Source organism: Streptomyces pratensis (assembly GCF_016804005.1).
GTDB classification, from domain to species: domain Bacteria; phylum Actinomycetota; class Actinomycetes; order Streptomycetales; family Streptomycetaceae; genus Streptomyces; species Streptomyces pratensis_A.
Genome location: NZ_CP051486.1, coordinates 489,310 through 510,696, shown reverse-complemented (window position 1 = coordinate 510,696; position 21,387 = coordinate 489,310). Strand labels below are relative to the sequence as shown.

Sequence of the window (21,387 nt, the reverse complement as noted above, 5' to 3'; positions counted from 1 at the left end):
CGTACATCGAGGGGATGAAACCAGTCAGATTTGGATGTTCACACGAATAAATCGAGTCATCCATAAGCAGATTCAGTATGAATACATAAGTCAAAGATCGCTATCTCCGCGCGTAGATCCTTGGGCCGTCTGGCTCGCAGCGCCCCCGGCTAGACTGATCGCATGGAGAAGTGGACACCCAAGCACGAGGCACCCGAGCCCCTGGAGGGGCCGGTCGTCGCCACCGTCACCGGCGGCACGATCCTCTGGTTCGTCCTCTTCCTCGTACAGGTCCCCTTCTACGGCTGGTTCGACGACCGCGGCCACGCCTGGTGGATCTGGGTCTGCCTGGCCGGCGCGGGGCTGGGCCTCATCGGCATCTGGTACGTCCGGGGGCGTGACGCCGCGCTGAAGCGTGCCGCCGCGCGGGCCGCCGCCGAGGAGACCTCGCCCGACGGCGCGCACCACTGACCAAGGGCCTGCCTCCACGGCTCCGGCCCTGACGTACGACCGTGGGACCGTTCCGGTCCTCCCCCGGTCGGATCTTCCGGCGCCCGGCGGGTGAACCACTCCTTCCGCCCGTACGGTCGGTGTCATGACGCAGCGGGCACTCGACTCCTTCGGCGAGCAGCCGGACACCGTACGCACCTCGCCCACGCCGCCGGGCGGGCTGACCACCACCGAGGTCGCCGAACGGGTCGCGAGGGGCGAGGTCAACGACGTACCGGTCCGCTCGTCCCGCTCCGTCACCGAGATCGTCCGCGCGAACGTCCTCACCCGGTTCAACCTGATCATCGGCGTGCTCTGGGTGATCATGCTCTTCGTCGCGCCGATCCAGGACAGCCTCTTCGGCTTCGTGATCATCGCGAACACCGGGATCGGCATCGTCCAGGAATGGCGGGCCAAAAAAACCCTCGACAGCCTCGCGGTGATCGGCGAGGCGAAACCGACCGTACGGCGCGACGGGACCTCCGCCGAGGTCTCCGTCTCCGAGATCGTCCTCGGCGACCTGGTGGAGCTGGGCCCCGGGGACAAGGCCGTCGTCGACGGGACGGTCGTCGAGGCCGACAGCCTGGAGATCGACGAGTCGCTGCTGACCGGCGAGGCCGACCCCGTGGTCAAGCGGCCGGGCGACCCGGTGATGTCCGGCAGTTTCGTCGTCGCGGGCGGCGGAGCGTTCACCGCCACCAAGGTCGGCCGCGAGGCCTACGCCGCGCAGCTCGCCGAGGAGGCCTCCCGCTTCACCCTGGTCCAGTCCGAGCTGCGCAGCGGGATCAGCACGATCCTGAAGTACGTGACCTGGATGATGGTCCCGACGGCGATCGGCCTGATCATCAGCCAGCTGGTCGTCAAGGACAACAACTTCAAGGACTCGGTCGCCCGCACGGTCGGCGGCATCGTCCCGATGATCCCCGAGGGGCTGGTCCTGCTCACCTCGGTCGCCTTCGCGATCGGCGTCATCCGGCTCGGCCGCAAGCAGTGCCTCGTGCAGGAGCTGCCCGCCATCGAGGGCCTGGCCCGGGTCGACGTCGTCTGCCTGGACAAGACCGGCACCCTCACCGAGGGCGGCATGGACGTCACCGAGGTCCGCCCGCTGAACGGCTCCGACGAGGACTACGTCCGCCGTGTCCTCGGCGCCCTCGGAGCCTCCGACCCGCGTCCCAACGCCAGCCTCCAGGCCATCATCGACGCCCACCCGGACCGCGAGGGCTGGGGCGTCACACAGGCCATGCCGTTCTCCTCGGCCCGCAAGTACAGCGGCGCCGCCTTCACCGAGGGGAACGGCGACGCGTCCGCCTGGCTGCTCGGCGCCCCCGACGTGCTGCTGCCCGCCGACGACCCCGCCCTCGCGGAGACCGGCCACCTCAACGAGCAGGGGCTGCGGGTCCTGCTCCTCGCCCGGGTGCGGGGCGAGCTGGACGCCCCCGGTGCCGCATCGGGGGCCGTGCCCACCGCGCTCGTCGTCCTGGAACAGCGGCTGCGGCCCGACGCCGGGGAGACACTGGCCTACTTCGAGGACCAGAACGTCGCCGCGAAGGTCATCTCCGGCGACAACGCCGTCTCCGTCGGCGCGGTGGCCCAGAAGCTGGGGATGCCGGGTGCCGAACACACCCTGGACGCCCGACGGCTTCCCGAGGCCCGCGACGACATGGCGACGGAGATCGAGCGGAACGCGGTCTTCGGCCGGGTCACCCCTCAGCAGAAGCGGGACATGGTCGCCGCCCTCCAGTCACGCGGGCACACCGTGGCCATGACCGGCGACGGCGTCAACGACGTGCTGGCGCTGAAGGACGCCGACATCGGGGTCTCGATGGGCTCGGGCTCGGAGGCGACGCGCGCGGTGGCCCAGATCGTGCTGCTCAACAACAGCTTCGCGACGCTGCCTTCGGTCGTGGCCGAGGGCCGCCGGGTCATCGGCAACATCACCCGGGTCGCCACCCTGTTCCTGACGAAGACCGTCTACTCGGTGCTGCTGGCGATCCTGGTGGTGTGCTTCCAGGTGGAGTACCCGTTCCTGCCGCGCCATCTCACACTGCTGTCCACGCTGACGATCGGTGTCCCGGCGTTCTTCCTGGCACTCGCCCCGAACAAGGAGCGGGCCCAGCCGCACTTCGTGCGCCGTGTCATGCGGTACGCGATCCCCTCCGGGGTGATCGCGGCGGCTGCCACCTTCACGACGTATCTGGTGGCCCGGCACCACTACGCCGGTACGGGCGCACTGGACGCGGAGACGAGCGCGGCGACCCTCACGCTGTTCCTCGTCTCCATGTGGGTCCTGGCGATCATCGCCCGCCCGTACACGTGGTGGCGTGTCGCCCTGGTGGCGACGATGGGGCTGTGCTTCGTCGTCGTGCTCGCGGTGCCCTGGCTCCAGGACTTCTTCGCGCTGCAACTGGTGGGGACGACGATGCCGTGGGCCGCGGTGGGGATCGCGGCGGTCGCGGCGGCCGTCCTGGAATTCGCCTGGCGAATGGTCGGCCGCCGCTTCCGCTCCTAGCTGCTCACTTCGGAGCTGCTCACTTCGAAGCTGACTACTTCGGAGCTGACTACTTCACGTCGACGAAGTCACCCGCGGCCGTGACGGTCGGGGTGGTGGACGTACCGGCGAAGCTGTAGCGCCAGTAGCCGTCCACGGACGCCTTGACGGTGGTCTTCAGCGCACCGGTGCTGCTCGACTTGATGGTCTTGACGGTGGTGTAGGTGCTGCTGTTCTTCTTGCGGAACTGCAGCTTGACGGCCTGGGTGGCGTAGCCCTTGTACGTGCCGGTCTCCCAGTTGGCACGCGAGAGCTTGCCGGTGACCGTGATGGTCTTGCCCTTCTTGACGGGCTCCGGGGCGGCGTTGACGGTCACCTTGGAGAGGCGCTGGACCCGGACCTTGGAGTGGTAGTCGTTCCACGCGATCGAGGCCTGGTCACCGGACAGCGCACCGGCGGTGACGTGCCAGGTGCCGGCCAGCGCGTTCTTGTACAGGTCCTCGCCGGGGATGATCGTGATCGTCATCTTGCAGGTGGCGGTGGTGGCGCTGGAGTTGGTGCAGGTCGCCGCGTCCTCGTTCGGCATCACCCATCCGTCGACGTCCGTCTCGACGTCGGAGCCGTGCCACAGGTCGACGTATCCGTCGGCTATGCCGGACGGGTGCGAGGCGGTGATGGAGACGGTGATCTTCTTCGAGGCCGTGGTACCGAGGACGATGTCCTTGCCGCCGTTGACGACGACCTTCGAGATCACGGGCTCGGTCACGGCGGCACGGGCCGCCGCGCGGGGGGCCTTGGCCCCGAGGCCGAACACCTCGGCCGCGGTGGGCTTGTCCAGGCTCGGAACCGCCTGGTCGCCCGCCTGCGCCGCCGGAACGGCGAGAGCGGACAGAGCCAGGGCGCCGGAAACAGCGGCGACAGTGGCACGAATACGCATGTGTTCCCCAAGTGGAGAAAGGGGGGCCGTGGCAGGTCCCTCGTCCGACGGTCCCCATGTGGTCTGTGAGTCTGCTGACTCCACAGACCAGACGGTTCACGTGCGTGAAAGGTTGTGTTCTTCCGGCGACTTTCCTGTGAAGATCACATCGGCCGACGGCTCCCCGGCTGCGATGAGCCGGCAGGGCGTCGAAGGGCCCCTTCGCGACCGGTATCGCGGGAGCGGCGACGGCGTTCGCCGCCGACCGGACCCTCCGCAGACGGAAGCGCGCCTTCCGGGGCCGGTACGGCGCCTACGGGGGATTCCGGGGCAGGCGGACCAGGCAGAGGTCCGCACCGTCCGCGACACGCGGGGAGACGTGGCGGCGGTCAGGGCCGTCCGTGACCGCCACCCGCTCGTCCCGCTCGCCGACGCGAACCCTTGGGTCAAGGAGCTGTGAGCCCCCGGGGCAGACCCGCTCAGTCGAACCAGCGGTCCCTGGCCAGCTCCTCGGTGCGGGACGGGTCCTCCAGCAGGGCCGCCACCTCGAAGCGGCGCGGCCACTGGCCGGCCGCCCAGGCGAGACCCGCCGCCACGCCCTCCACCGTGGACGCGTGGACGGCACCGTCCGGGGTGCGGCGCCAGTCCAGCTCCACGCCTCCGGCGCGCAGTTCACTGTGCTCGATGTAGGTGTCGGGGGTCCCGGCGCCGAGCAGGATCCGCACGGAGTCCGGCACCTGGTGCTCCTCGCCCTCCGTCGTCACCACGGCCTCGACGCTCTCGCCGAGCCGCCGCACCTGGAGCAGGTCCGCCAGCTCGGCCGCCCGTGCCGGTGCCACCGGCAGCAGGGGGAGGCCGCCGGTCAGCGGCAGCAGGTCGGGGGCGTCGGCGATCACGACGTCCGCCGCGTCGGCGACCCGTACCTCGTCGTCCACGACCGCCCTCAACTCGTCCGGCAGCGTGACCTGTTCGGGATCCAGCTCGGCGAGCGCCGTGTAGAGCGAATGCAGCTGTACGGGACCGACGGGACGCTCCTCGTCGGCGAGCCGGCCCAGCAGCTCGGCCGCCCCGCCCGGCTCGTCCAGGAGCGCGGCCACCGAGGTCCGTACGCCGAGTGCGCGCAGCACCTGCGCGTCGTCGAAGCCCGTCGCGTCGGCGGAGTCGTACAGGCCCGCCAGCCGCGGGTCACCGCCCTCGGCGCGCAGACCGGCCGGACGGCGGCCGTCGAGCACCGGGTGATCACGCAGCCACCACGCGGTGTACGGCCGCACCGACTGCGTCGTGCCGTCCGGGAGCAGCACCCGCACCGGCTGGGTCAGCGCGTCGCGGAGCGGTGGCCGGGCGAGCATCGCCAGGGCCTGCGGCCAGGCGTCGTCGTCGACGAGGTCCAGGTCGCGTACGGCGACGAGCTCGGTGACGACCGGCGGCACCGGGGTGTCCGGGAGCTGGTCCAGGACGTCCTCGCACCACACGTCGACGGCGTCGAGCAGGCCGGCGTCGTCGGGCTCGGCGAAGTCGGTGTCGCGGGGCTCGAGTTCGTCCGGATCCAGGACGACGTCGGTGGCCCGTACGAGAGCGAAGGTGGCCAGCACCCCGCAGGCGGTCAGGGGCTGTTCGCCCCAGCGCTCGGCCAGCTCGGCGTCGCACAGAGCGAGTTCGCCCTCACGCATCACCTGGGCGAACGGGCTGTCCGACAGCACGAGTTCACCGGCGGGCGCCGGTTCGCCGTCCTCGTCGGGCAGGGCGAGCGCGCCGAGCCACGGCTCGTCGCCGGGGGCGAGGTCCGCGTCGCGCACGAGAGTGAGGACGGTGTCGGCGAGCTCGTCCCCGTCCAGCGCGTCCTCGTCCCAGATCTCGCCCGCGTCCAGCGAACCGGCGACGGCGGCCCTGACCTGCGGGGTCGTCAGCACGGCGCGGGGGGTGGCGGGCAGGGCGCCCAGCTTCTCCAGCAAGGGGTGGGCGGCGTCCGGGTGGGCCACCTTCAGCCCGAGCCGGGCCAGCCGGGCGAGGACCGGAGCGGTCAGGGCGTCGGGCAGCGGCAGGAGGACCTGGCGGGGGCCGATGGTGGTGCGGGGCGCGTCCGTGGAGCCCGCGAGGGGAACGGGCAGTCCGGAGAGCCGGTCGGGATCGACCCCGGCCAGACTGTCGTACAGCCGCCGCCACCAGTCCGGGCCACGCTCCAGGCCCGCCAGCCGGTCGATGGCCTCGGTCAGCGGGACCCTGGCGACACCGAGCGTGCGCAGCTCGGTGCGGCGCTCCAGGCCGGCGGGCAGCAGACAGGGCAGGACCTCGGCGAGGACCCGTACGGTCTCCGCGCCCACGCCCTCGACCACCTCGGCCTCGACCGGGCGCAGCGCGGCCGTCTCCCGGCCCGGGGCCCCGGCACCGTCCCAGTCGTCCCACTGGCCCGCCGCCTCGGCCGGGTCGCGGGGCGCCGCGGGCTCCAGGAACGCGACCCGGGGCAGCCGCTCCAGGATCGCGGCCCGCAGGGCGCCGTCCAGCTGCCCCTTGCCGAGCAGCCCCGGCACCAGGGCGATCGTGGCGACGGACACGGGCTCCCACCCGGCGAGCAGCTCCGCGTAGGCGTCGGCCGCCCGCTCCACGAGGAAGTCGGTCAGCGGGCCCTGCGCGGGGTGCCGGCGGGTGGTGTCGAGCGGCAGCGAGGCGATCAGCAGCGCGGGGACGCCGAGGGGCTCGTCGGTGGGCGTGGGCGCGTGCACGACGGGCGCCGTACGGGGGTGCTGGGGCGCCCCGTCCTCTCCGACGGGAACGGCCCACGTCACCGACCAGTGCGGGCGCAGCCGCTCCTCGACGGGCCGGTCGGCCAGCAGCGCGGGCTCCACCGCGCCGTGGCCGTTGACGGTCCGCCAGCGGTGCAGGCCGCGCGCGGAGTCGTCGATGTGCGTGTACGGGCCGTGCTGGGAGCGGCGCAGCGTCCTGACGCCGTCGGGGGTCTCGATCACGACCTCGTCGAGGCCGGACAGGGTGAGGAGCAGGGCGTCGTCGACGCCGTCGAGCAGCCTGCCCACCAGGTCCTCTGCTACGCCGTCGCGGAGCGGCAGGACGACGACGGTGTCGTAACCGTCGGGCGCGGTGCCCTCGGCGGGCAGCGGGAGCCGGAGCAGCGGCACGTGCCCGTCGCGGCGGCGCAGTTCGTCGCCGAGGCCGGGGCTTCCGACGGCCGCCTGCCGGGCGAGGTCGCGTGCCTCGGCGAGGGACCAGCGGACGCCGCCGTGGCGCCCGATGACGGCGGGCTCGTCGCTGACGGCCAGCACGGCGGCGAACCCGACGCCGAAGCGGCCCACCGACGACTCGTGGCCCTCACGCTTGGCGGACGCCCGCAGCGTGCTCAGCGACTCGACACCGGTCGCGTCGAGGGGAGCGCCGGTGTTGGCGGCGGCGAGGACGGCGGGGCCGTCGGCGCCCGCCGCGTGCAGGGTGAGGCGGAGCCGGCCCGGGACACCGGCGCGGGCGGCTGCGTCGGCGGCGTTCTGGGCCAGCTCGACGACCATGCGGTCGCGGTAGCCGCCCAGGGCGAGGTCCTCCTCGGCGTTGGCGTCCTCGCGGAAGCGGGCGGGACCCGCGCCCCAGGCGTCGAGCACGCCGCGCCGCAGTCGCGCCGTCCCGAACGGATCGGCCCCCTCGGTCGCATTCATGCCCACGCTCGTACTCCGCTCTTCCGGTGACCCGTGACGCCCAGTGTGCGCCCGAAGGTACCGCGACCGGGAACCCCCGCAGCGCCCCGTCCACGAGCCGGGCTCCGCCCTCGGAGCCGCCCCTGGGACGGGCCGGGTGACCTCAGCGGGCCCGGGGACGCGGGATCGCCGCACGTGCGGCCCGCATCGCCCGCCGCGGTCACCACGTGGGATGTCCCCCGGAGGAAGTCCTGGGAAGTGCGTGGACCGGGCCCCGGCATCACGGGGCCCGGGGCCCGGCACGGCGCCGGACCCCGCAGCGGGCAGGAGCGTCAGGAGTGGCCCAGATCCTCTGTCGCGCCGTCCGGCTGGGCCGGGACCGAGCCGGAGTCGTCGGCCGGGCGCAGCGGGTAGTCGTCCACCTGCAAGGTGTCCAGGGCGTGCGGCGTCGGCTTCGGCGGCTTCGGCATGACCGCCGCCTCGGAGTGCCCCCCACAGCCGTACGACAGGGAGACCACGCGGCCGTCCGCCGGGGCGAACTCGTTCGCGCAGACCCCGAAGGCCTGCTTCAGCGAGCCCGCCATCGGCACCAGGAAGGCACATGTGACACACGACGCCGGCGCCGCCTGCGCCATGGGCGTCCGCGCGCCGAACTCCTCGTCCCAGCGGTCGGCCGCCAGCCGGAGCCCGTAGCGGGACAGCACCCGCGCACGCCGCGTGCCGAGCTCGTCCGCGACCGCGGCGATCGAACCGCGGCTCGTCGCGGGCAGCGTCGTCAGCTCCGCGTCCTCGGAGTCGGCGAGGGCGGCCAGCTCCTGCGACACCTCGGAGACGGCGGAGTTCGGCAGGGGCTCGTCCTCGCCCGTCCAGCCGGGTTCCAGGCGCGGGTCCTCCGCCTCTGTGGGCAGGAGGTCGCCGGGGCCCATGTCGCCCGGCCGCAGCCGTTCGCTCCAGGGCACCCACTCGGGGGCGAGGAGGGCGTCGGAGCCGGGCAGCAGCACCGTTTCGTCAAGGGTGACGTTCTTGGCGCGGGAGGCCCTGGCGACCGTCACCGCCCAGCGCCAGCCCCGGTAGCCGGGCTCCTTGGACTCGAAGTAGTGCGTGACGACCCGGTCCCCTTCGGAGACCAGCGCCACGTGCTCACCCACCACTCCGGGCGCGGCGGCTTCTTCCGCCGCCGCGCGTGCGAGGTCTACCGCCTCGGCGCACAGACGGTCAGGGGCGGGGGTACGGGCCGTACGGCTTCGCGTCGTCGCAGCACTCACAGGTCTCGCTTCTCTCCATACGCCGTCTCACGAGCGCGCCAGCAGCTCCATCGATGTCCGATTTCGGCCATGACAGTTGTGAGCGGAGCGGACCTGGGGGCCGCGTCGACGTCCACACCCGTTGTGCCTGCCTCGGGCGCGCCTTCTGCCACCCATTCTGCGGGATCGCGGAGAGGCGCGCGGCCAAGAACAACCGCCGGTGGCGCGTGAGTGCACGCTACCCTCTCCGCCGCCCCGCGCCCACCTGCCCGTCCCAAACAGGACCGGAACCGTTCCGGATCGGTATCCGGTCCGCCACCGTGGCGAAGCCGATTCGCCCCGGCACGGCCGGTCTGTGCCCGCCGTTTCCCGGCCTTTTTCCGGCCGGTCCCCCACCGGGGACGATTCCCCCGACGGGGCGGACGCCGCCACGCCCCGGCCCGATCATGGGTTCGTGACGGCGGGGGGTGGGGCACTATGACCACGTGGCTGCCGCCAGGTCGTCCGACGGGTCCGGTCCGCTCCGCAGGGCGGCCCGGGCGATGGGCCGTGCCCTGCGCGCCCCCTTCACGGGCACCGCACGGGGCATCAGGAAGGCGACGCACGCCCACGGGGCGGGTGAGTCCGGCCTCGGCAAGCTGATCGAGCTGCACGCGGTCAACGGCGCCGGTGACGTCATGATCACGGTGGCACTGGCATCCACGGTCTTCTTCTCCGTACCGACGGACGAGGCGCGCGGGCGCGTGGCCCTCTACCTGGCCGTGACGATGGCCCCCTTCACCCTGCTGGCCCCGGTGATCGGCCCCCTCCTGGACCGTCTGCCGCACGGCCGCCGCGCCGCCATGGCCGGCGCGATGTTCGCCCGGGCGGTACTCGCGATCACGATGTCGGGCGCGGTGGCCACGGGCGGTCTGGAGCTCTACCCGGCGGCCCTGGGCGTCCTGGTCTCCTCCAAGGCGTACGGGGTCGTGCGCAGTGCCGTCGTACCCCGGCTCCTGCCACCCCGCTTCTCCCTGGTGAAAGCCAATTCGCGGGTCACCCTGGCCGGACTGCTGGCGACGGGGATCGCGGCGCCGATCGGAGCGGGACTCCAGAGCATCGGGTCCCCCTGGCCGCTCTACGGGGCCTGCGCGATCTTCCTCGGCGGGACCGTCCTCGCCTTCACGCTGCCCCACAAGGTCGACTCCGCGAAGGGCGAGCGCAAGGCCCGTCTCGCGGTGCCGCACGAAGAGACGGCCCGCCCGGCAGCCCCCGAGGGGAGGACCAAGGGCGGCAAGGGAGCCAGGAGCGGCAGCACGAGGATCGGGGGAAGGAAGGGGCGGGAGAAACCACCGGGGCTGCGGTCGGTCGGGCCGTCCGTCCTGCACGGCCTCCAGGCCAACGCCGCGCACCGCGCGCTCTCCGGTTTCCTCATCTTCTTCCTGGCGTTCCTGCTGCGCGAGCATCCCCTGGCAGGTCAGAGCGCCGCGGTCTCCCTCGGCATCGTCGGCGTCGCGGCCGGCACCGGCAACGCCTGCGGCACGGCGGTGGGCTCGTGGCTCAGGGCACGCGGCCCCGAGGTGATCGTCGCGACGGTGCTGGGGCTCGCCCTGGGGGCCGCCGTGCTCGCCGCCGTGTTCTTCAGCACGGTGATGGTCGCCGCCCTCGCCGCGGTCGCCGGTTTCACCCAGGCCTTGTCCAAGCTGTCGCTGGACGCGATGATCCAGCGCGACGTGCCGGAGGAGGTGCGCACCTCGGCCTTCGCCCGGTCGGAGACGCTGCTCCAGATGTCCTGGGTCGTCGGCGGCGCGATCGGCATCGCGCTCCCCCTCAACGGAGTACTCGGCATGTCCGTCGCCGCCGGGCTCCTCGCCCTCGGAGCCGCCGCCTCCGTACGGGGGCTCCTGGGGGCCGCACGGCGCGGCTCACCGCACCCCCGCGTGGCATGAGCGGCGCCGACCGATAACCTTCGGCGCATGACCGTTGCGTTCTTCTCCGGTAAGGGCCGTCGAATCGGCGTCGCTCTTGGTGCCGTGTCCGCGGGACTCCTTGTCCTGTCCGCCTGCGACAAGCCGACGCCGCTCGCCACCGTGACGGTCGGCGACAACTCGGTGCACACCGAGGCGTCCTGCTACAACGACGGCAACGCCCTCAAGGAGTCCGAGATCCAGGGCTGCCTGAACAAGAAGGCGGAGAAGTCCGTCAAGGTCGCGATGGACGACAAGGTCCGCTTCGGTGTCGACCCCGAGGTCGCGGACAACGGCTGGACCCTCTTCATCAACGGCCAGCAGGCCGAGCAGGAGCCGTACAAGAAGACCTACCGGTCGATCCCCGGCAGCGCCTTCTTCACCAGCCAGACGGGCGAGACCGCGGCGGACAAGACGCAGATCAGCATCGTCGAGACCAAGGGTCAGAAGCTCACGGGCATCTGGCACTTCCAGCTCACGAAGACGTCCTGACCCCCTGAACCCGAGGACCACCGCCGTGCGGGTGCTTGTCGTGACCGCCGTCCCGGCCGAACGGGACGCGGTCACGCGTGCGTTCGGGGGTGAGCCGCCCGTACGCGAGGTACCCGGCGCCGAGCTGCACCCGGCCGGCCCGTTCGACGTCCTCGCCGGCGGCGCGGGTCCGGCCGCCGCGGCGGCCGCCACCGCTTTCGCCCTCGCCGCCGCGCCCGCCTCCCGGCCGTACGCGGCCGTCGTCTCGGCCGGGATCGGCGGCGGCTTCGCACCCGCCGCGCCCGTCGGCTCCCTCGTCGTGGCGACCGGCATCGTCGCTGCGGACCTGGGCGCCGAGACCCCTGACGGCTTCGTGCCGGTCACCGGTCTCGGCTTCGGCAGGGACACCTTCCTGCCGCCCGGAGCCCTCGTGCGGGACGTCGCGGAGGCCACCGGCGCCGTGCCGGGGCTCGTCCTCACCGTCTCCACCGTGACCGGCAGCGCGGCTCGCACCGCCGAGCTGCTGGCCGCGCATCCCGGAGCCGTCGCCGAGGCCATGGAGGGCTTCGGCGTCGCGGAGGCCGCAGCGCGCTTCGGCGTGCCTGCGCTCGAGCTCCGGGCCGTCTCGAACACCGTCGGGCCGCGTGACCGCGCGGCCTGGCGCATCGGCGACGCCCTGGCGGCGCTCACCGAGGCGTTCGGGAAGACCGCACCCGTAGTGGAAAGTTGGACCCAGCATGACCGACTCGACCGGCACCGTGACTGACACCGCGACCGAATCCGCGGGGGCACCGCTCCCCGCGCTGCGGATCGCCTTCTCGCCGTGCCCGAACGACACCTTCGTCTTCGACGCCTGGGCGCACGGAAGGGTCCCCGGCGCGCCCGCCCTCGATGTCACCTTCGCCGACATCGACCTCACCAACGGCATGGCCGAGCGCGGCGAGCTCGACGTGCTGAAGGTGTCGTACGCCGTCCTGCCGTGGGTGCTCGACGAATACGCGCTGCTGCCGTGCGGCGGCGCCCTGGGGCGTGGCTGCGGGCCGCTCGTCCTCACGAAGGAGCCCGGAGCGGACCTGACGGGGAAGACCGTCGCCGTGCCGAGCGAGCGCTCCACCGCCTACCTGCTGTTCCGGCTGTGGGCGGCCGAGGTCGTGCCGGGCGGCGTGGGCGGAATCGTCGTCATGCCGTTCGACGAGATCATGCCCGCGGTACGTGACGGCCGGGTGGACGCCGGGCTCGTGATCCACGAGGCCCGTTTCACCTATCGGAACTACGGCCTCCACAGCCTCGCCGACATGGGCGAGCACTGGGAGTCCACCACCGGTCTGCCGATCCCGCTCGGCGCGATCATCGCCAAGCGCTCGCTGGGCGAGGAGACGCTGGCCCGGCTGGCGGAATCGATCCGTACGTCGGTGCGGATGGCCTGGGACGACCCGGAGCGCTCGCGCCCGTACGTCCTGGAGCACGCCCAGGAGATGGACCCGGCCGTGGCCGACCAGCACATCGGGCTCTACGTGAACGAATTCACCGCCGACCTCGGCGAGAACGGTTACGCGGCGGTCCGCGGCCTGCTGACCCGGGCCGCGGCCGAGGGCCTCGTACCGGCGCTGGCCCCGGACGCGTTCTCCGTCACCGCACGCTGACCCGCGAGGGCCGGCGTGCTCGCCTCCGGCGTGGGAGACCGGGACCTCCCACGCCGTCGGGGGTGTGCGTCAGACGTCGAGCTGGTCGGCGACCGCCCTCAGCAGGCCGGCGATCTTCGCACCCGAGGCCTTGTCGGGGTAGCGGCCCCGCTCCAGCATCGGCGTGATGTTCTCCAGCACCGTCGTCAGGTCCTGCACGATGGAGGCCAGCTCGTCCGGCTTCCTCCGCTGCGCGGCGGCCACGGAGGGCGTGGGGTCGAGAATCACCACGGAAAGGGCCTGGTCACCGCGCTGGCCCGCGACCACCCCGAACTCGACGCGCTGACCGGGCTTGAGCGCCTCGACGCCGGCCGGGAGTACTGAGGAGTGGACGAAGACGTCGGCGCCGTCGTCGCGCGAAAGAAAGCCGAAGCCCTTTTCCGAATTGAACCATTTGACCTTACCCGTGGGCACGTCTGTCCTCGTCCTCGTACTCGTCGGTGTGCGGGAGAGCCGCGAAACGGCTCCGGATAGCAGTACAGCGGGTCTTCGACCCGCCGTGCCCCAGGCTAATGGCCCGGGGGCCGGACACAAGGCGTCGCCGAATGGTTCCGCCGAGCTGGGAACTACCCTGACCGGGTGAGTACTACTCCTTCCGGCGCAGGCGACCGGCTCGTACAGGTCGGCGCGATCGTCTTCTTCATCGGCGCACTGGCCACACTGGTCACTGTGGCCCCGCTGTTCCTGGGTACCGAGCCGTTCCCGCCCGTCGCCTACGCGGTGTGCATGCTGATGGGACTTGGCTTCATGATCGCGGCGGCGGGGGTGGTGCGGTCGGTGTGGATGAACTCCCCGAAGCGCGCCGCCGCGAGGTAGCGGCACAGCGGCCGGCGCGCGTCCCCCCGGGCCGCGGGGGACGGCCCGGGGCCCCGGTGTGCGTCATGCCCCCGTGAAGGTCCGCAGCCAGGCGGGGAACGCGGTGAGGTCCGGCAGGATCACGTCGGCTCCGGCCGCCCGGAGCTCGTCCTCGTCGCACGGGCCGGTGGTGACACCGACGGACAGGGCGTTCGCCGCGTGTGCGCCCCGGACGTCCCCGGTGTGGTCGCCGACGTAGATCCGCGCCCCGTGCTCCAGGAGCGCCTCCGCCTTGCCCTCGGCCCAGAGGCCGCCGATCAGTACGTCGGTGGCTATGCCGAGGTGCGCGAGGTGGAGCTTGGCGTTCGGTTCGTACTTGGCGGTGACGACCATCGCCCGCCCGCCGAGCGCCTGGACGGCCTCGACGGACTCCCGGGCGCCGGGGAGCGCGGTCGTGGGCGTGATCGCCGTGTCCGGGTAGAGCGCGCGGTACCGGTCGCAGGCCCCGGCGATCGCGTCGGCCGGGAACCAGTTGGCCATCTCGTCCTCGAGCGGCGGCCCCAGCCGGCTGACGACCAGGCCGGTGTCGATGTACACACCCGTCTCGGCGGCCAGCCTCTCGTAGGCCTCCTTGATGCCGGGCCGGGAGTCGATGAGCGTCATGTCGAGGTCGAATCCGACCGTCAGGGTGTGTGTGGGCATGGCACCCATTGTGCCTACCGGCCCGGACCTGGTCACCGGCCCGTCGGCCGGGGGCCTGGCGGCCCCGGGCCGGCGGGGTACCCGGGCGCCCGACCCGGGTTCATAGGGCACACATAGACTTAGCCAAGCCTTACCTCCTAATGTCCTGATCCTTGCAGTTACCGGCCCTCGCTCCCGATTGGTCCCGATGGCAGCCGCCGCTCCACGCCTGTCCAGACGCGCGCTCGCGACCGCCGCCGCCGCCGTCGCCCTGCTGCTCGCCGTCCTGCTCAGCCTCGCCGTGGGGGCGCGGACCATCGCGCCGTCCGCCGTCCTGGACGCGCTGCTGCACGGCGGGCACTCGGACGCCGCCGAGGTGATCCGGCAGATGCGGGTACCGCGCACCGTGATCGGGCTCATGGTCGGCGCTGCGCTGGCCCTCGCGGGCACGGTGCTCCAGGGCATCACCCGTAACCCCATCGCCGACCCGGGCATCCTCGGGGTCAGCCAGGGCGCATCGGTGGCCGTCGTCCTGGCCATCGCGTACGCCGGGATCCACACCCTCACCGGTTACGTGTGGTTCGCGTTCGGCGGTGCCGCCGTCGCGTCCGTCGCCGTGTACGCCATCGCCTCCCGGGGCCGGGGCGGTGCCACGCCCGTGAAGCTCGCTCTGGGCGGAGCCGCGATCAACGCCCTGCTGGTGTCGGTGACCATGGCGGTGCTCACGACCAAGGCGTCGGCGCTCGACGAGTTCCGCTTCTGGCAGGTCGGCTCGATCGCCGGCCGTGAGGCCGAGGTCGCGCGGCAGATCTGGCCGTTCCTGCTGATCGGCGCCGTCCTCGTGGTGTCGGTGGCGCGCGGACTCGACGCACTGGCGCTGGGCGAGGACGTCGCCAAGGGCCTGGGACAGAACGTGGCCGCCGTCCGCGTCGTCGGAGGCATCGGGGCCACCTTGCTGACCGGCGCGGGCGTCGCGGCGGCCGGACCGATCGCCTTCGTCGGCCTCGCTGTCCCGCACATCGCCCGGGCGGTCGTGGGCAGCGACCACCGCTGGGTGCTGCCGATGGCCGCCCTCATCGGTCCGGTGATGCTCCTCGTCTCCGATGTCGTCGGCCGGGTCCTCTTCCCGCCCGGCGAGGTCCCGGCAGGCGTGATGACGGCCCTGATCGGCGTGCCGTTCCTGGTCACCCTCGTACGCCGGAAGGCGGTGCCCGCATGAGCGCGGACACGGCAGTGCCCGTACGGACCCCGGTCCGGCCCGCCGGCTACCGGGTCGTGCGGATCGGGAAGCGGGGCCGCTTCCTGCTGCACGGGCGGGCCGGGGTCGTCGCGGTCACCCTCCTCGTCCTGCTGGCGGCGGTCTGTGTCGCGTACCTCTGCGTCGGCGAGAGCTTCGTGGCACCCGCCGAGGTCGTGAAGGTCGTCCTCGGGCAGCCGTCCCCCGACGAACTGGTCGTGGGCACGCTGCGGCTGCCCCGCTTGGTGGTCGGGCTGCTCGTCGGCGCGGCGTTCGGGATAGCCGGGGCACTGATCCAGACCGTCGCCCGCAATCCGCTGGCCAGCCCCGACATCATCGGCATCAGCCAGGGCGCGAGCGCGCTCACGGTCGGCGCGATGACCTTCGGCCTCACCTCGTACACCGTCCTGCCGTACCTCTCCGTCGCCGGCGGCATCGCCGCCGCCGCGCTGGTGTACGTCTTCGCGTGGCGCGGGGGGCTCCACGCGACGCGCTTCGTCCTCATCGGGATCGGCTTCGCGATCGCCCTGCGGTCGGTGACGACCCTGTTCCTGACGAAGGGCGACTACCTGGTCGCACAGCAGGCGCAGATCTGGATGACGGGTTCGCTCAACGGCCGCGGCTGGGACGAGGCCGCGCCGATCGGCTGGACGCTCCTCGTGCTGCTGCCCGCCGTCCTGTGGGCGGCTCGGGCGCAGCGCACCGTCGCGATGGACGACGACACCGCGACGGCGCTCGGCGTGCGCCTCGGACGCGTGCGGCTGGGGCTCGTCGCCCTCGGGGTGGTCCTGGCGTCCGTGGCGACGGGGACGGCCGGACCGGTCGACTTCGTGGCGCTGCTGGCACCGCAGATCGCCCGCCGGATGACGCGCACGGCGCAGATCCCGCTGCTGTGCTCGGCACTGCTCGGCGCGGTGATCGTGGTGTTCGCGGATCTGCTGGCCCGCAGGCTCTTCTCCCCCACCGAGCTCCCGGTGGGTGTGCTGACGGCGGCGGTCGGCGCCCCGTATCTGATCTGGCTGATCATCCGTGGCCATGGCGGCCGCAGGGGAGGCAACGCATGACGACGACCCGCTCCACGGACACGGGAACGGACACGTCAAGGCTCACGGCGCGGGCCCTGACACTCGCCTACGACGACCGCACGGTCGTGCACGAGCTGGACCTGGCCGTTCCCGACGGGAAGGTCACCGTGATCGTCGGCCCGAACGCCTGCGGCAAGTCGACGACCCTGCGCGCCCTCGGCCGGCTCCTGAAGCCGGCCGGCGGGTCGGTGCTCCTGGACGGCACGGAGCTCTCCCGCATACCCACGCGCACGATCGCCCAGGCGGTCGGGCTGCTCCCGCAGACACCCGTGGCACCCGAGGCGATCACCGTCTCCGACCTGGTCGCCCGGGGCCGCCAGCCGCACCAGCGGTGGTGGCAGCAGTGGTCGGACGCGGACGAGCGCGCGGTGACGGAGGCCATGGAGCGCACGGACATCACCGCGCTCGGCGACCGGCCCGTGGACGAGCTCTCGGGGGGCCAGCGACAGCGGGTGTGGATCGCGATGGCGCTCGCGCAGGACACCGATCTGCTGCTGCTCGACGAACCGACCACGTACCTCGACATCGCGCACCAGGTCGAGGTCCTGGACCTGGTGCGCCGGCTCGCCGCTCCGGCGGCGGACGGCACCCGGGGACGGACCGTCGTCACCGTCCTGCACGACCTCAACCAGGCCGCCCGGTACGCCGACCACCTCGTCGCCATGAAGGCGGGCCGCATCGTCGCCGAGGGGCAGCCCGGTGACGTCGTCACCGCAGAACTCGTACGCGAGGTCTTCGGCCTGGAAGCCGTCGTCGTGCCGGACCCGGTCACGGGTTCGCCGCTCGTCGTACCCGGCGCGCCCTGGACCCCCGGCCCGTCAGGCCCGTCCGCCCCGTCCGGTCCGTCCGCCCCGTCCTCCTCCGGAAAGGCTCTCTGACATGCCCTCCTCGTCACGTCTGCTCGTCGTCGGCTCGCTGGCCGTGACCGCCGCGCTGACCCTCACCTCGTGCGGCTCGTCCGACTCCGGCTCCGGGTCCGGCTCCGACGGCTCCGCGTCGTCCTCCGGCGGGACCCACATGGTCGGCACGGCCATGGGCAACATCAAGGTCCCCGTGGCGCCGGAGCGGGTCGTCGTCCTGGACACCGCCGAGCTGGACTCCGCGCTGACCCTCGGCGTGAAGCCGGTCGGTGCCACGCACACCGGCACCGAGTCGGGCTTCCTGAGCTACCTGCCGAAGGAGGAGGTCGCGGACATCGAGGACGTCGGCGAGATGATGACGCCGAATCTGGAGGCCGTCGCGGCACTGAAGCCGGACCTGATCCTCACCAGCAAGATCCGCCACGGCGACAAGTACGACGAGCTCACGAAGATCGCGCCGACGGTCATGACGGAGAACACGGGCTACCCCTGGAAGGAGAACTTCCAGGTCCACGCCAACGCGCTCGGCAGGGTCCCGGCGGCCGAGAAGGTCATCGCCGACTACGACACGCACGTCGCCGAGGTCACCGAGGCGCTCGGCGGCAAGGAGAAGGCGGCGGCCACCGAGGTCAACATGGTGCGGTTCGTCGAGGGCGCGGACATCCGTGTCTACGGCCGCCAGAACTACATCGCGACGATCCTCGCCGACGTCGGCCTCGGCCGGCCCGCGATCGTGGACAAGGCGAAGGACGGATTCTCGTACGACGTCAGTCCGGAGAAGATCGACCAGGCTGACGCGGACGTCGTCTTCCACTCGACGTACGGGGACGCTGAGAAGTCCAAGGAGACCAGGACCGTGGGCAGCGGCCTGTGGAAGAACATGGCCGCGGTGAAGGACGGCAAGGTGTTCCCGGTCGAGGACGAGCTGTGGATCCAGGGCATCGGCTACACGGCGGCGGAGAAGATCCTGGACGAACTCCGGACGGACCTCACGAAGTAGCCGCCCCCGAGCACCGGGCCACCGCCCGGCACCCGGGCGGGTGGGTCCCGGTGCCGGGCGCCGGGCCTGTACCGTCCGGTGCCGGTCCGGTGCCGGGTGCGGGGCGGAGGCCCCCACCAGGGTGCGGTGCGGGGCCGGGAGCGGGTGCGGTGCCAGGCACGGGGTGCGGGGCGGTGCGGTGCGGGGCGGGGCGGTGCGGGGCCCGGCCCGGCGCGGTGCGGTGCCAGGCACGGGGTGCGGTGCCCGGGAGTGCCGGGCGGAGGGCCCACCGGGCCATGGTGCGGGACCTGGCGCGAGGTGCGGGGTGTGGGGCCCAGGCCCGGCGCCTGAGAGTGCCGGGGAGTGCCGGGCGGAGGCCCCACCGGGCCACGGTGCGGGACCTGGCGCGAGGTGCGGGGGGGCCGGCTACCGGGCACGGGGTGCGGTGCCGGCCGGTGACGGCAGAGGCCCCCGCCTGGGCGCGATGCGGAATCGGGCGCGGGCCGGGCAGGGGCCGGCTACCGGACGGGGTCAGGTGCGGGTCAGCGGTAGTGGGTGGCGTCGGCGAGCTTGCCCGGATCCTGGACCTCGGTGATGTACCGCCAGGCGTCCGGCCGGCTGCCGTCGACGTCGGTGAACCCGTATTCCTGTGCGAGCCCGCCGCTGGACAGCGACTGTCCGTTCCACCGGCTCACCCCGGGGTCGGCGGCGAGCGCGGCAACGGCCCGCCCGGTGTACGAGGGCGTCTCGGAGATGCAGAAGTGCGGCACACGCCCGAGCGCGTCCCGCCAGGTCTCCTCGGTCACGCCGAACTCGTCGAGCATGATCTCCGAACGCATCCACCCCGGTGTCAGCGCCACCGCCGTGGCCCCGCGGGGGCCCAGCTCATGGCCCAGCGCGAAGGCCATGCGCAGGACGGAGGACTTGGCGACGTCGTAGAAGAACGAGACCCGGTACGTGTCCCGGTTGTACTCCGCGGTGCCGTCGGTGACCTCGACCACCAGCCCGCCCCGGTGGCGCAGCAGGAGGGGGAGTGCGTGGTGGCTGGTGATCGCGTGGGTCTCCACGGCGAGCCGCAGCAGCCGTAGTCCCTTCTCCAGATCGTGCTCCCACACGGGTGCGTCCCAGGCGAAGAGGTGCTCGCCGCCCCAGATGTCGTTGACCAGCACGTCCAGCCGTCCCTGTTCGGCCTCGATCCGGTCCACCAGGGCTTTGACCTGCGCAGGGACCAGATGGTCGGTGGGAACGGCGATGCCGTGGCCTCCCGCCGCGGTCACCAGGTCCGCCGTGTCCTCGATGGTCTCGGGACGGTCGTACTCCGAACGCTTCGCCCGGGTACTGCGAGCGGTGACGTAGACGACGGCTCCCGCCGCGCCGAGCTCGACCGCGATGCCTCTGCCGGCTCCCCGCGTCGCCCCTGCGACGAGAGCGACCTTGCCTTCCAGTGCCCCTGACATGTGTGTCCTCCAGGATCCGCGTGCTGCCCCGGCGCCCGTGCGGACGGCGGTGGCACCATGCTTCCCCGGAAACCGGACATCTTCTGTCGTCTTTCGTCCGCTTGCCGCGTCGGCCGCCGCAGGCGGGCTGAGGCCTGTGGGGCGCGGTGTCAGGTCCGCGCCCCACAGGCGGTTCAGGGGATGCGCGTAGGCCGGCACTCCGGCCCACGCGCCGGCCGGCGCTCCGGCCTACGCGCCGGACGTCATCCGCAGCACCGCAAGCCGCGTCAGCTCGCGGCTCTGCGGTTCGGTGTCGAGGGACCGGTGCAGGGCCAGCCCTTCGATCAGCGCGTCCAGGGTGCGGGCGGTGCCCGGGTCGAAGTGCTGCTCCAGCAGACGGCGGCTGCGGTTCATCCACGCGTGGGTGAGCTCGCGGTACTCGTCCCGCCGGGCGGCCAGCGTGTAGAGCTCCTGGGTGAGCACGAGCTCCCGGCGGGGCCCCTCCGAGAGCAGGTGGATGAGGTCGGTGACGGCCTCACGGGCCTCCTCGGGCGTGCCGGCCCGCCCCAGGTGCAGCTCGAAGACGGCCACGATCTGGTCGGCGAAGCGGGTGAAGGCCTGTCGCAGCAGGTCGTCGATGCCGTCGAAGTGGTACGTCATCGACCCGAGCGGCACATCGGCACGGACGGCGATCTTGCGGTGTGACACGCCGACCACCCCCTCCTCGGCGATGTGGTCGAGCGTGGCGGCGAGGATGCGCTCGCGCCGTTGCGGGTCCGTGCGCCCGGTTGCCATGGGACGGGCGGCTCAGACGCTGCGGACGACGCGGGCGGGATTGCCCACGGCGACGACGTCGGCGGGGATGTCCTTCGTGACGACGGCACCCGCGCCGATCACGGAGTTGTCGCCGATGGTCACCCCCGGGCACACGATGACTCCGCCGCCGAGCCAGACGTTGTCACCGATGGTGATGGGGAGGGCCGCCTCCAGCTTGTCCCGGCGGGGCTCCGGCTTCACGGGGTGGGTGGGGGTGAGGAGCTGGACGTTGGGGCCGATCTGGCAGTCCTCACCGATGGTGATGCGCGCGACGTCCAGCGCGGTGAGGTGGTAGTTGACGAAGGTACGGGCACCGATGGAGATGTTGCTGCCGTAGTCGACGTACAGCGGCGGTCGCAGGTCGACGCCTTCGCCGACGGAGTCCAGCAGCTCGGCCAGGGTCGCCCTGGCCGCCTCGGCGTCCTCGGTGTAGGCGGCCTGAAAACGGGCCGCGAGGCGCATCGCGCGCTGCTGCCGCCGCGCGATCTCGGGATCGTCGGCGATGTAGAGGTCGCCCGCGAGCATGCGCTCGAGGTTGGTGCGCGGATCGTTGGCGAAGTAGTCCGTCGGCATGCGTACGATCGTACACCCCGGAGGTGTACGAACGTACATTCGGCCCCTCGTGCGCCTGTCGCCCCGGGCTACTGC

General features: G+C 72.5%; 19 protein-coding genes. 11 read left to right on the top strand and 8 right to left on the bottom strand.

What is annotated here, in order from left to right; genetic code table 11:
- The first annotated feature begins 162 nt into the window (after nucleotides 1-162).
- Nucleotides 163-450, top strand: coding sequence for a DUF2530 domain-containing protein (locus HED23_RS02445; protein WP_203181797.1), 288 nt, complete (start codon nucleotides 163-165; stop codon nucleotides 448-450).
- A 124-nt stretch (nucleotides 451-574) separates the two neighbouring features.
- The gene (locus HED23_RS02440; RefSeq protein ID WP_203181796.1) at nucleotides 575-2,977 is read left to right on the top strand and encodes an HAD-IC family P-type ATPase; all 2,403 of its coding nucleotides are present in this window, start codon (nucleotides 575-577) and stop codon (nucleotides 2,975-2,977) included.
- A 49-nt stretch (nucleotides 2,978-3,026) separates the two neighbouring features.
- On the opposite strand, the gene HED23_RS02435 is transcribed toward HED23_RS02440, so the two are convergent.
- From HED23_RS02435 to HED23_RS02425, 3 genes are all read right to left on the bottom strand, one after another.
- Nucleotides 3,027-3,893: a DUF5707 domain-containing protein gene (locus HED23_RS02435; RefSeq protein ID WP_203181795.1), complete on the bottom strand. Its 867-nt coding sequence runs from the start codon at nucleotides 3,891-3,893 to the stop codon at nucleotides 3,027-3,029.
- Between the two features lie 458 nt (nucleotides 3,894-4,351).
- The gene (locus tag HED23_RS02430) at nucleotides 4,352-7,528 is read right to left on the bottom strand and encodes a sacsin N-terminal ATP-binding-like domain-containing protein (protein WP_203181794.1); all 3,177 of its coding nucleotides are present in this window, start codon (nucleotides 7,526-7,528) and stop codon (nucleotides 4,352-4,354) included.
- Nucleotides 7,529-7,839: 311 nt separating this feature from the next.
- Complete coding sequence (locus HED23_RS02425) at nucleotides 7,840-8,772, bottom strand: DUF3027 domain-containing protein (RefSeq protein WP_203181793.1); 933 nt, start codon at nucleotides 8,770-8,772, stop codon at nucleotides 7,840-7,842.
- Between the two features lie 464 nt (nucleotides 8,773-9,236).
- Between HED23_RS02425 and HED23_RS02420 the strand changes: the two genes are divergently transcribed.
- The 4 genes from HED23_RS02420 to HED23_RS02405 are packed head-to-tail and all read left to right on the top strand — an operon-like array spanning nucleotide 9,237 to nucleotide 12,811.
- A complete protein-coding gene (locus tag HED23_RS02420) occupies nucleotides 9,237-10,679 on the top strand; it encodes an MFS transporter (protein WP_203181792.1) in 1,443 nt (480 codons plus the stop codon).
- A 27-nt stretch (nucleotides 10,680-10,706) separates the two neighbouring features.
- The gene (locus HED23_RS02415) at nucleotides 10,707-11,189 is read left to right on the top strand and encodes a DUF2771 domain-containing protein (RefSeq protein ID WP_203181791.1); all 483 of its coding nucleotides are present in this window, start codon (nucleotides 10,707-10,709) and stop codon (nucleotides 11,187-11,189) included.
- A 25-nt stretch (nucleotides 11,190-11,214) separates the two neighbouring features.
- Nucleotides 11,215-11,934, top strand: a complete 720-nt coding sequence (locus HED23_RS02410) for a futalosine hydrolase (protein ID WP_203181790.1) — start codon at nucleotides 11,215-11,217, stop codon at nucleotides 11,932-11,934.
- The gene (locus HED23_RS02405) at nucleotides 11,906-12,811 is read left to right on the top strand and encodes a 1,4-dihydroxy-6-naphthoate synthase (RefSeq protein ID WP_203181789.1); all 906 of its coding nucleotides are present in this window, start codon (nucleotides 11,906-11,908) and stop codon (nucleotides 12,809-12,811) included. Before HED23_RS02410 ends, HED23_RS02405 begins: the two co-directional genes overlap by 29 nt.
- Nucleotides 12,812-12,880: 69 nt before the next feature.
- Here HED23_RS02405 and HED23_RS35640 read toward each other — a convergent pair whose 3' ends face one another.
- Nucleotides 12,881-13,264, bottom strand: coding sequence for a cold-shock protein (locus HED23_RS35640; protein ID WP_203181788.1), 384 nt, complete (start codon nucleotides 13,262-13,264; stop codon nucleotides 12,881-12,883).
- Nucleotides 13,265-13,429: 165 nt separating this feature from the next.
- On the opposite strand from HED23_RS35640, the gene HED23_RS02395 reads away from it, so the two are divergent.
- On the top strand, nucleotides 13,430-13,666 hold the full coding sequence (locus HED23_RS02395) for a hypothetical protein (RefSeq protein WP_203181787.1): 237 nt from the start codon (nucleotides 13,430-13,432) through the stop codon (nucleotides 13,664-13,666).
- 63 nt (nucleotides 13,667-13,729) lie between these two features.
- On the opposite strand, the gene HED23_RS02390 is transcribed toward HED23_RS02395, so the two are convergent.
- A complete protein-coding gene (locus HED23_RS02390) occupies nucleotides 13,730-14,347 on the bottom strand; it encodes an HAD family hydrolase (protein WP_203181786.1) in 618 nt (205 codons plus the stop codon).
- 187 nt (nucleotides 14,348-14,534) lie between these two features.
- Here HED23_RS02390 and HED23_RS02385 point away from each other — a divergent pair, with 187 nt between their 5' ends.
- From HED23_RS02385 to HED23_RS02370, 4 genes are read left to right on the top strand one after another with little or no spacing between them, the layout of a single operon-like run.
- Nucleotides 14,535-15,545, top strand: coding sequence for a FecCD family ABC transporter permease (locus tag HED23_RS02385; RefSeq protein ID WP_203181785.1), 1,011 nt, complete (start codon nucleotides 14,535-14,537; stop codon nucleotides 15,543-15,545).
- Nucleotides 15,542-16,627, top strand: a complete 1,086-nt coding sequence (locus HED23_RS02380) for a FecCD family ABC transporter permease (RefSeq protein WP_203181784.1) — start codon at nucleotides 15,542-15,544, stop codon at nucleotides 16,625-16,627. The genes HED23_RS02385 and HED23_RS02380 overlap by 4 nt, the downstream gene beginning before the upstream one ends.
- Nucleotides 16,624-17,526, top strand: a complete 903-nt coding sequence (locus HED23_RS02375; RefSeq protein WP_203181783.1) for an ABC transporter ATP-binding protein — start codon at nucleotides 16,624-16,626, stop codon at nucleotides 17,524-17,526. Before HED23_RS02380 ends, HED23_RS02375 begins: the two co-directional genes overlap by 4 nt.
- Before the next feature lies 1 nt (nucleotide 17,527).
- Nucleotides 17,528-18,508, top strand: a complete 981-nt coding sequence (locus tag HED23_RS02370; protein WP_203181782.1) for an ABC transporter substrate-binding protein — start codon at nucleotides 17,528-17,530, stop codon at nucleotides 18,506-18,508.
- A gap of 521 nt (nucleotides 18,509-19,029) precedes the next feature.
- Here HED23_RS02370 and HED23_RS02365 read toward each other — a convergent pair.
- The 3 genes from HED23_RS02365 to HED23_RS02355 form a co-directional block, all read right to left on the bottom strand.
- Nucleotides 19,030-19,944 (bottom strand): SDR family oxidoreductase, encoded by a 915-nt coding sequence (locus HED23_RS02365; protein ID WP_203181781.1) that lies wholly within the window; start codon nucleotides 19,942-19,944, stop codon nucleotides 19,030-19,032.
- 228 nt (nucleotides 19,945-20,172) lie between these two features.
- The gene (locus HED23_RS02360; RefSeq protein ID WP_203181780.1) at nucleotides 20,173-20,718 is read right to left on the bottom strand and encodes a TetR/AcrR family transcriptional regulator; all 546 of its coding nucleotides are present in this window, start codon (nucleotides 20,716-20,718) and stop codon (nucleotides 20,173-20,175) included.
- Nucleotides 20,719-20,730: 12 nt separating this feature from the next.
- Nucleotides 20,731-21,312 carry a sugar O-acetyltransferase gene (locus HED23_RS02355; RefSeq protein ID WP_203181779.1) on the bottom strand — a complete coding sequence of 194 codons (582 nt, stop codon included), beginning with the start codon at nucleotides 21,310-21,312 and terminating at the stop codon, nucleotides 20,731-20,733.
- Between the last annotated feature and the right edge of the window lie 75 nt (nucleotides 21,313-21,387).

Excerpts from the sequence above, each read along its gene's own strand:
- HED23_RS02445 (WP_203181797.1), top strand. The coding sequence starts at position 163 with ATGGAGAAGTGGACACCCAAGCACGAGGCACCCGAGCCCCTGGAGGGG.
- HED23_RS02440 (WP_203181796.1), top strand. The coding sequence starts at position 575 with ATGACGCAGCGGGCACTCGACTCCTTCGGCGAGCAGCCGGACACCGTA.
- HED23_RS02435 (WP_203181795.1), bottom strand. The coding sequence starts at position 3,893 with ATGCGTATTCGTGCCACTGTCGCCGCTGTTTCCGGCGCCCTGGCTCTG.
- HED23_RS02430 (WP_203181794.1), bottom strand. The coding sequence starts at position 7,528 with ATGAATGCGACCGAGGGGGCCGATCCGTTCGGGACGGCGCGACTGCGG.
- HED23_RS02415 (WP_203181791.1), top strand. The coding sequence starts at position 10,707 with ATGACCGTTGCGTTCTTCTCCGGTAAGGGCCGTCGAATCGGCGTCGCT.
- HED23_RS02405 (WP_203181789.1), top strand. The coding sequence starts at position 11,906 with ATGACCGACTCGACCGGCACCGTGACTGACACCGCGACCGAATCCGCG.
- HED23_RS02390 (WP_203181786.1), bottom strand. The coding sequence starts at position 14,347 with ATGCCCACACACACCCTGACGGTCGGATTCGACCTCGACATGACGCTC.
- HED23_RS02385 (WP_203181785.1), top strand. The coding sequence starts at position 14,535 with ATGGCAGCCGCCGCTCCACGCCTGTCCAGACGCGCGCTCGCGACCGCC.
- HED23_RS02380 (WP_203181784.1), top strand. The coding sequence starts at position 15,542 with ATGAGCGCGGACACGGCAGTGCCCGTACGGACCCCGGTCCGGCCCGCC.
- HED23_RS02375 (WP_203181783.1), top strand. The coding sequence starts at position 16,624 with ATGACGACGACCCGCTCCACGGACACGGGAACGGACACGTCAAGGCTC.
- HED23_RS02370 (WP_203181782.1), top strand. The coding sequence starts at position 17,528 with ATGCCCTCCTCGTCACGTCTGCTCGTCGTCGGCTCGCTGGCCGTGACC.
- HED23_RS02365 (WP_203181781.1), bottom strand. The coding sequence starts at position 19,944 with ATGTCAGGGGCACTGGAAGGCAAGGTCGCTCTCGTCGCAGGGGCGACG.
- HED23_RS02360 (WP_203181780.1), bottom strand. The coding sequence starts at position 20,718 with ATGGCAACCGGGCGCACGGACCCGCAACGGCGCGAGCGCATCCTCGCC.
- HED23_RS02355 (WP_203181779.1), bottom strand. The coding sequence starts at position 21,312 with ATGCCGACGGACTACTTCGCCAACGATCCGCGCACCAACCTCGAGCGC.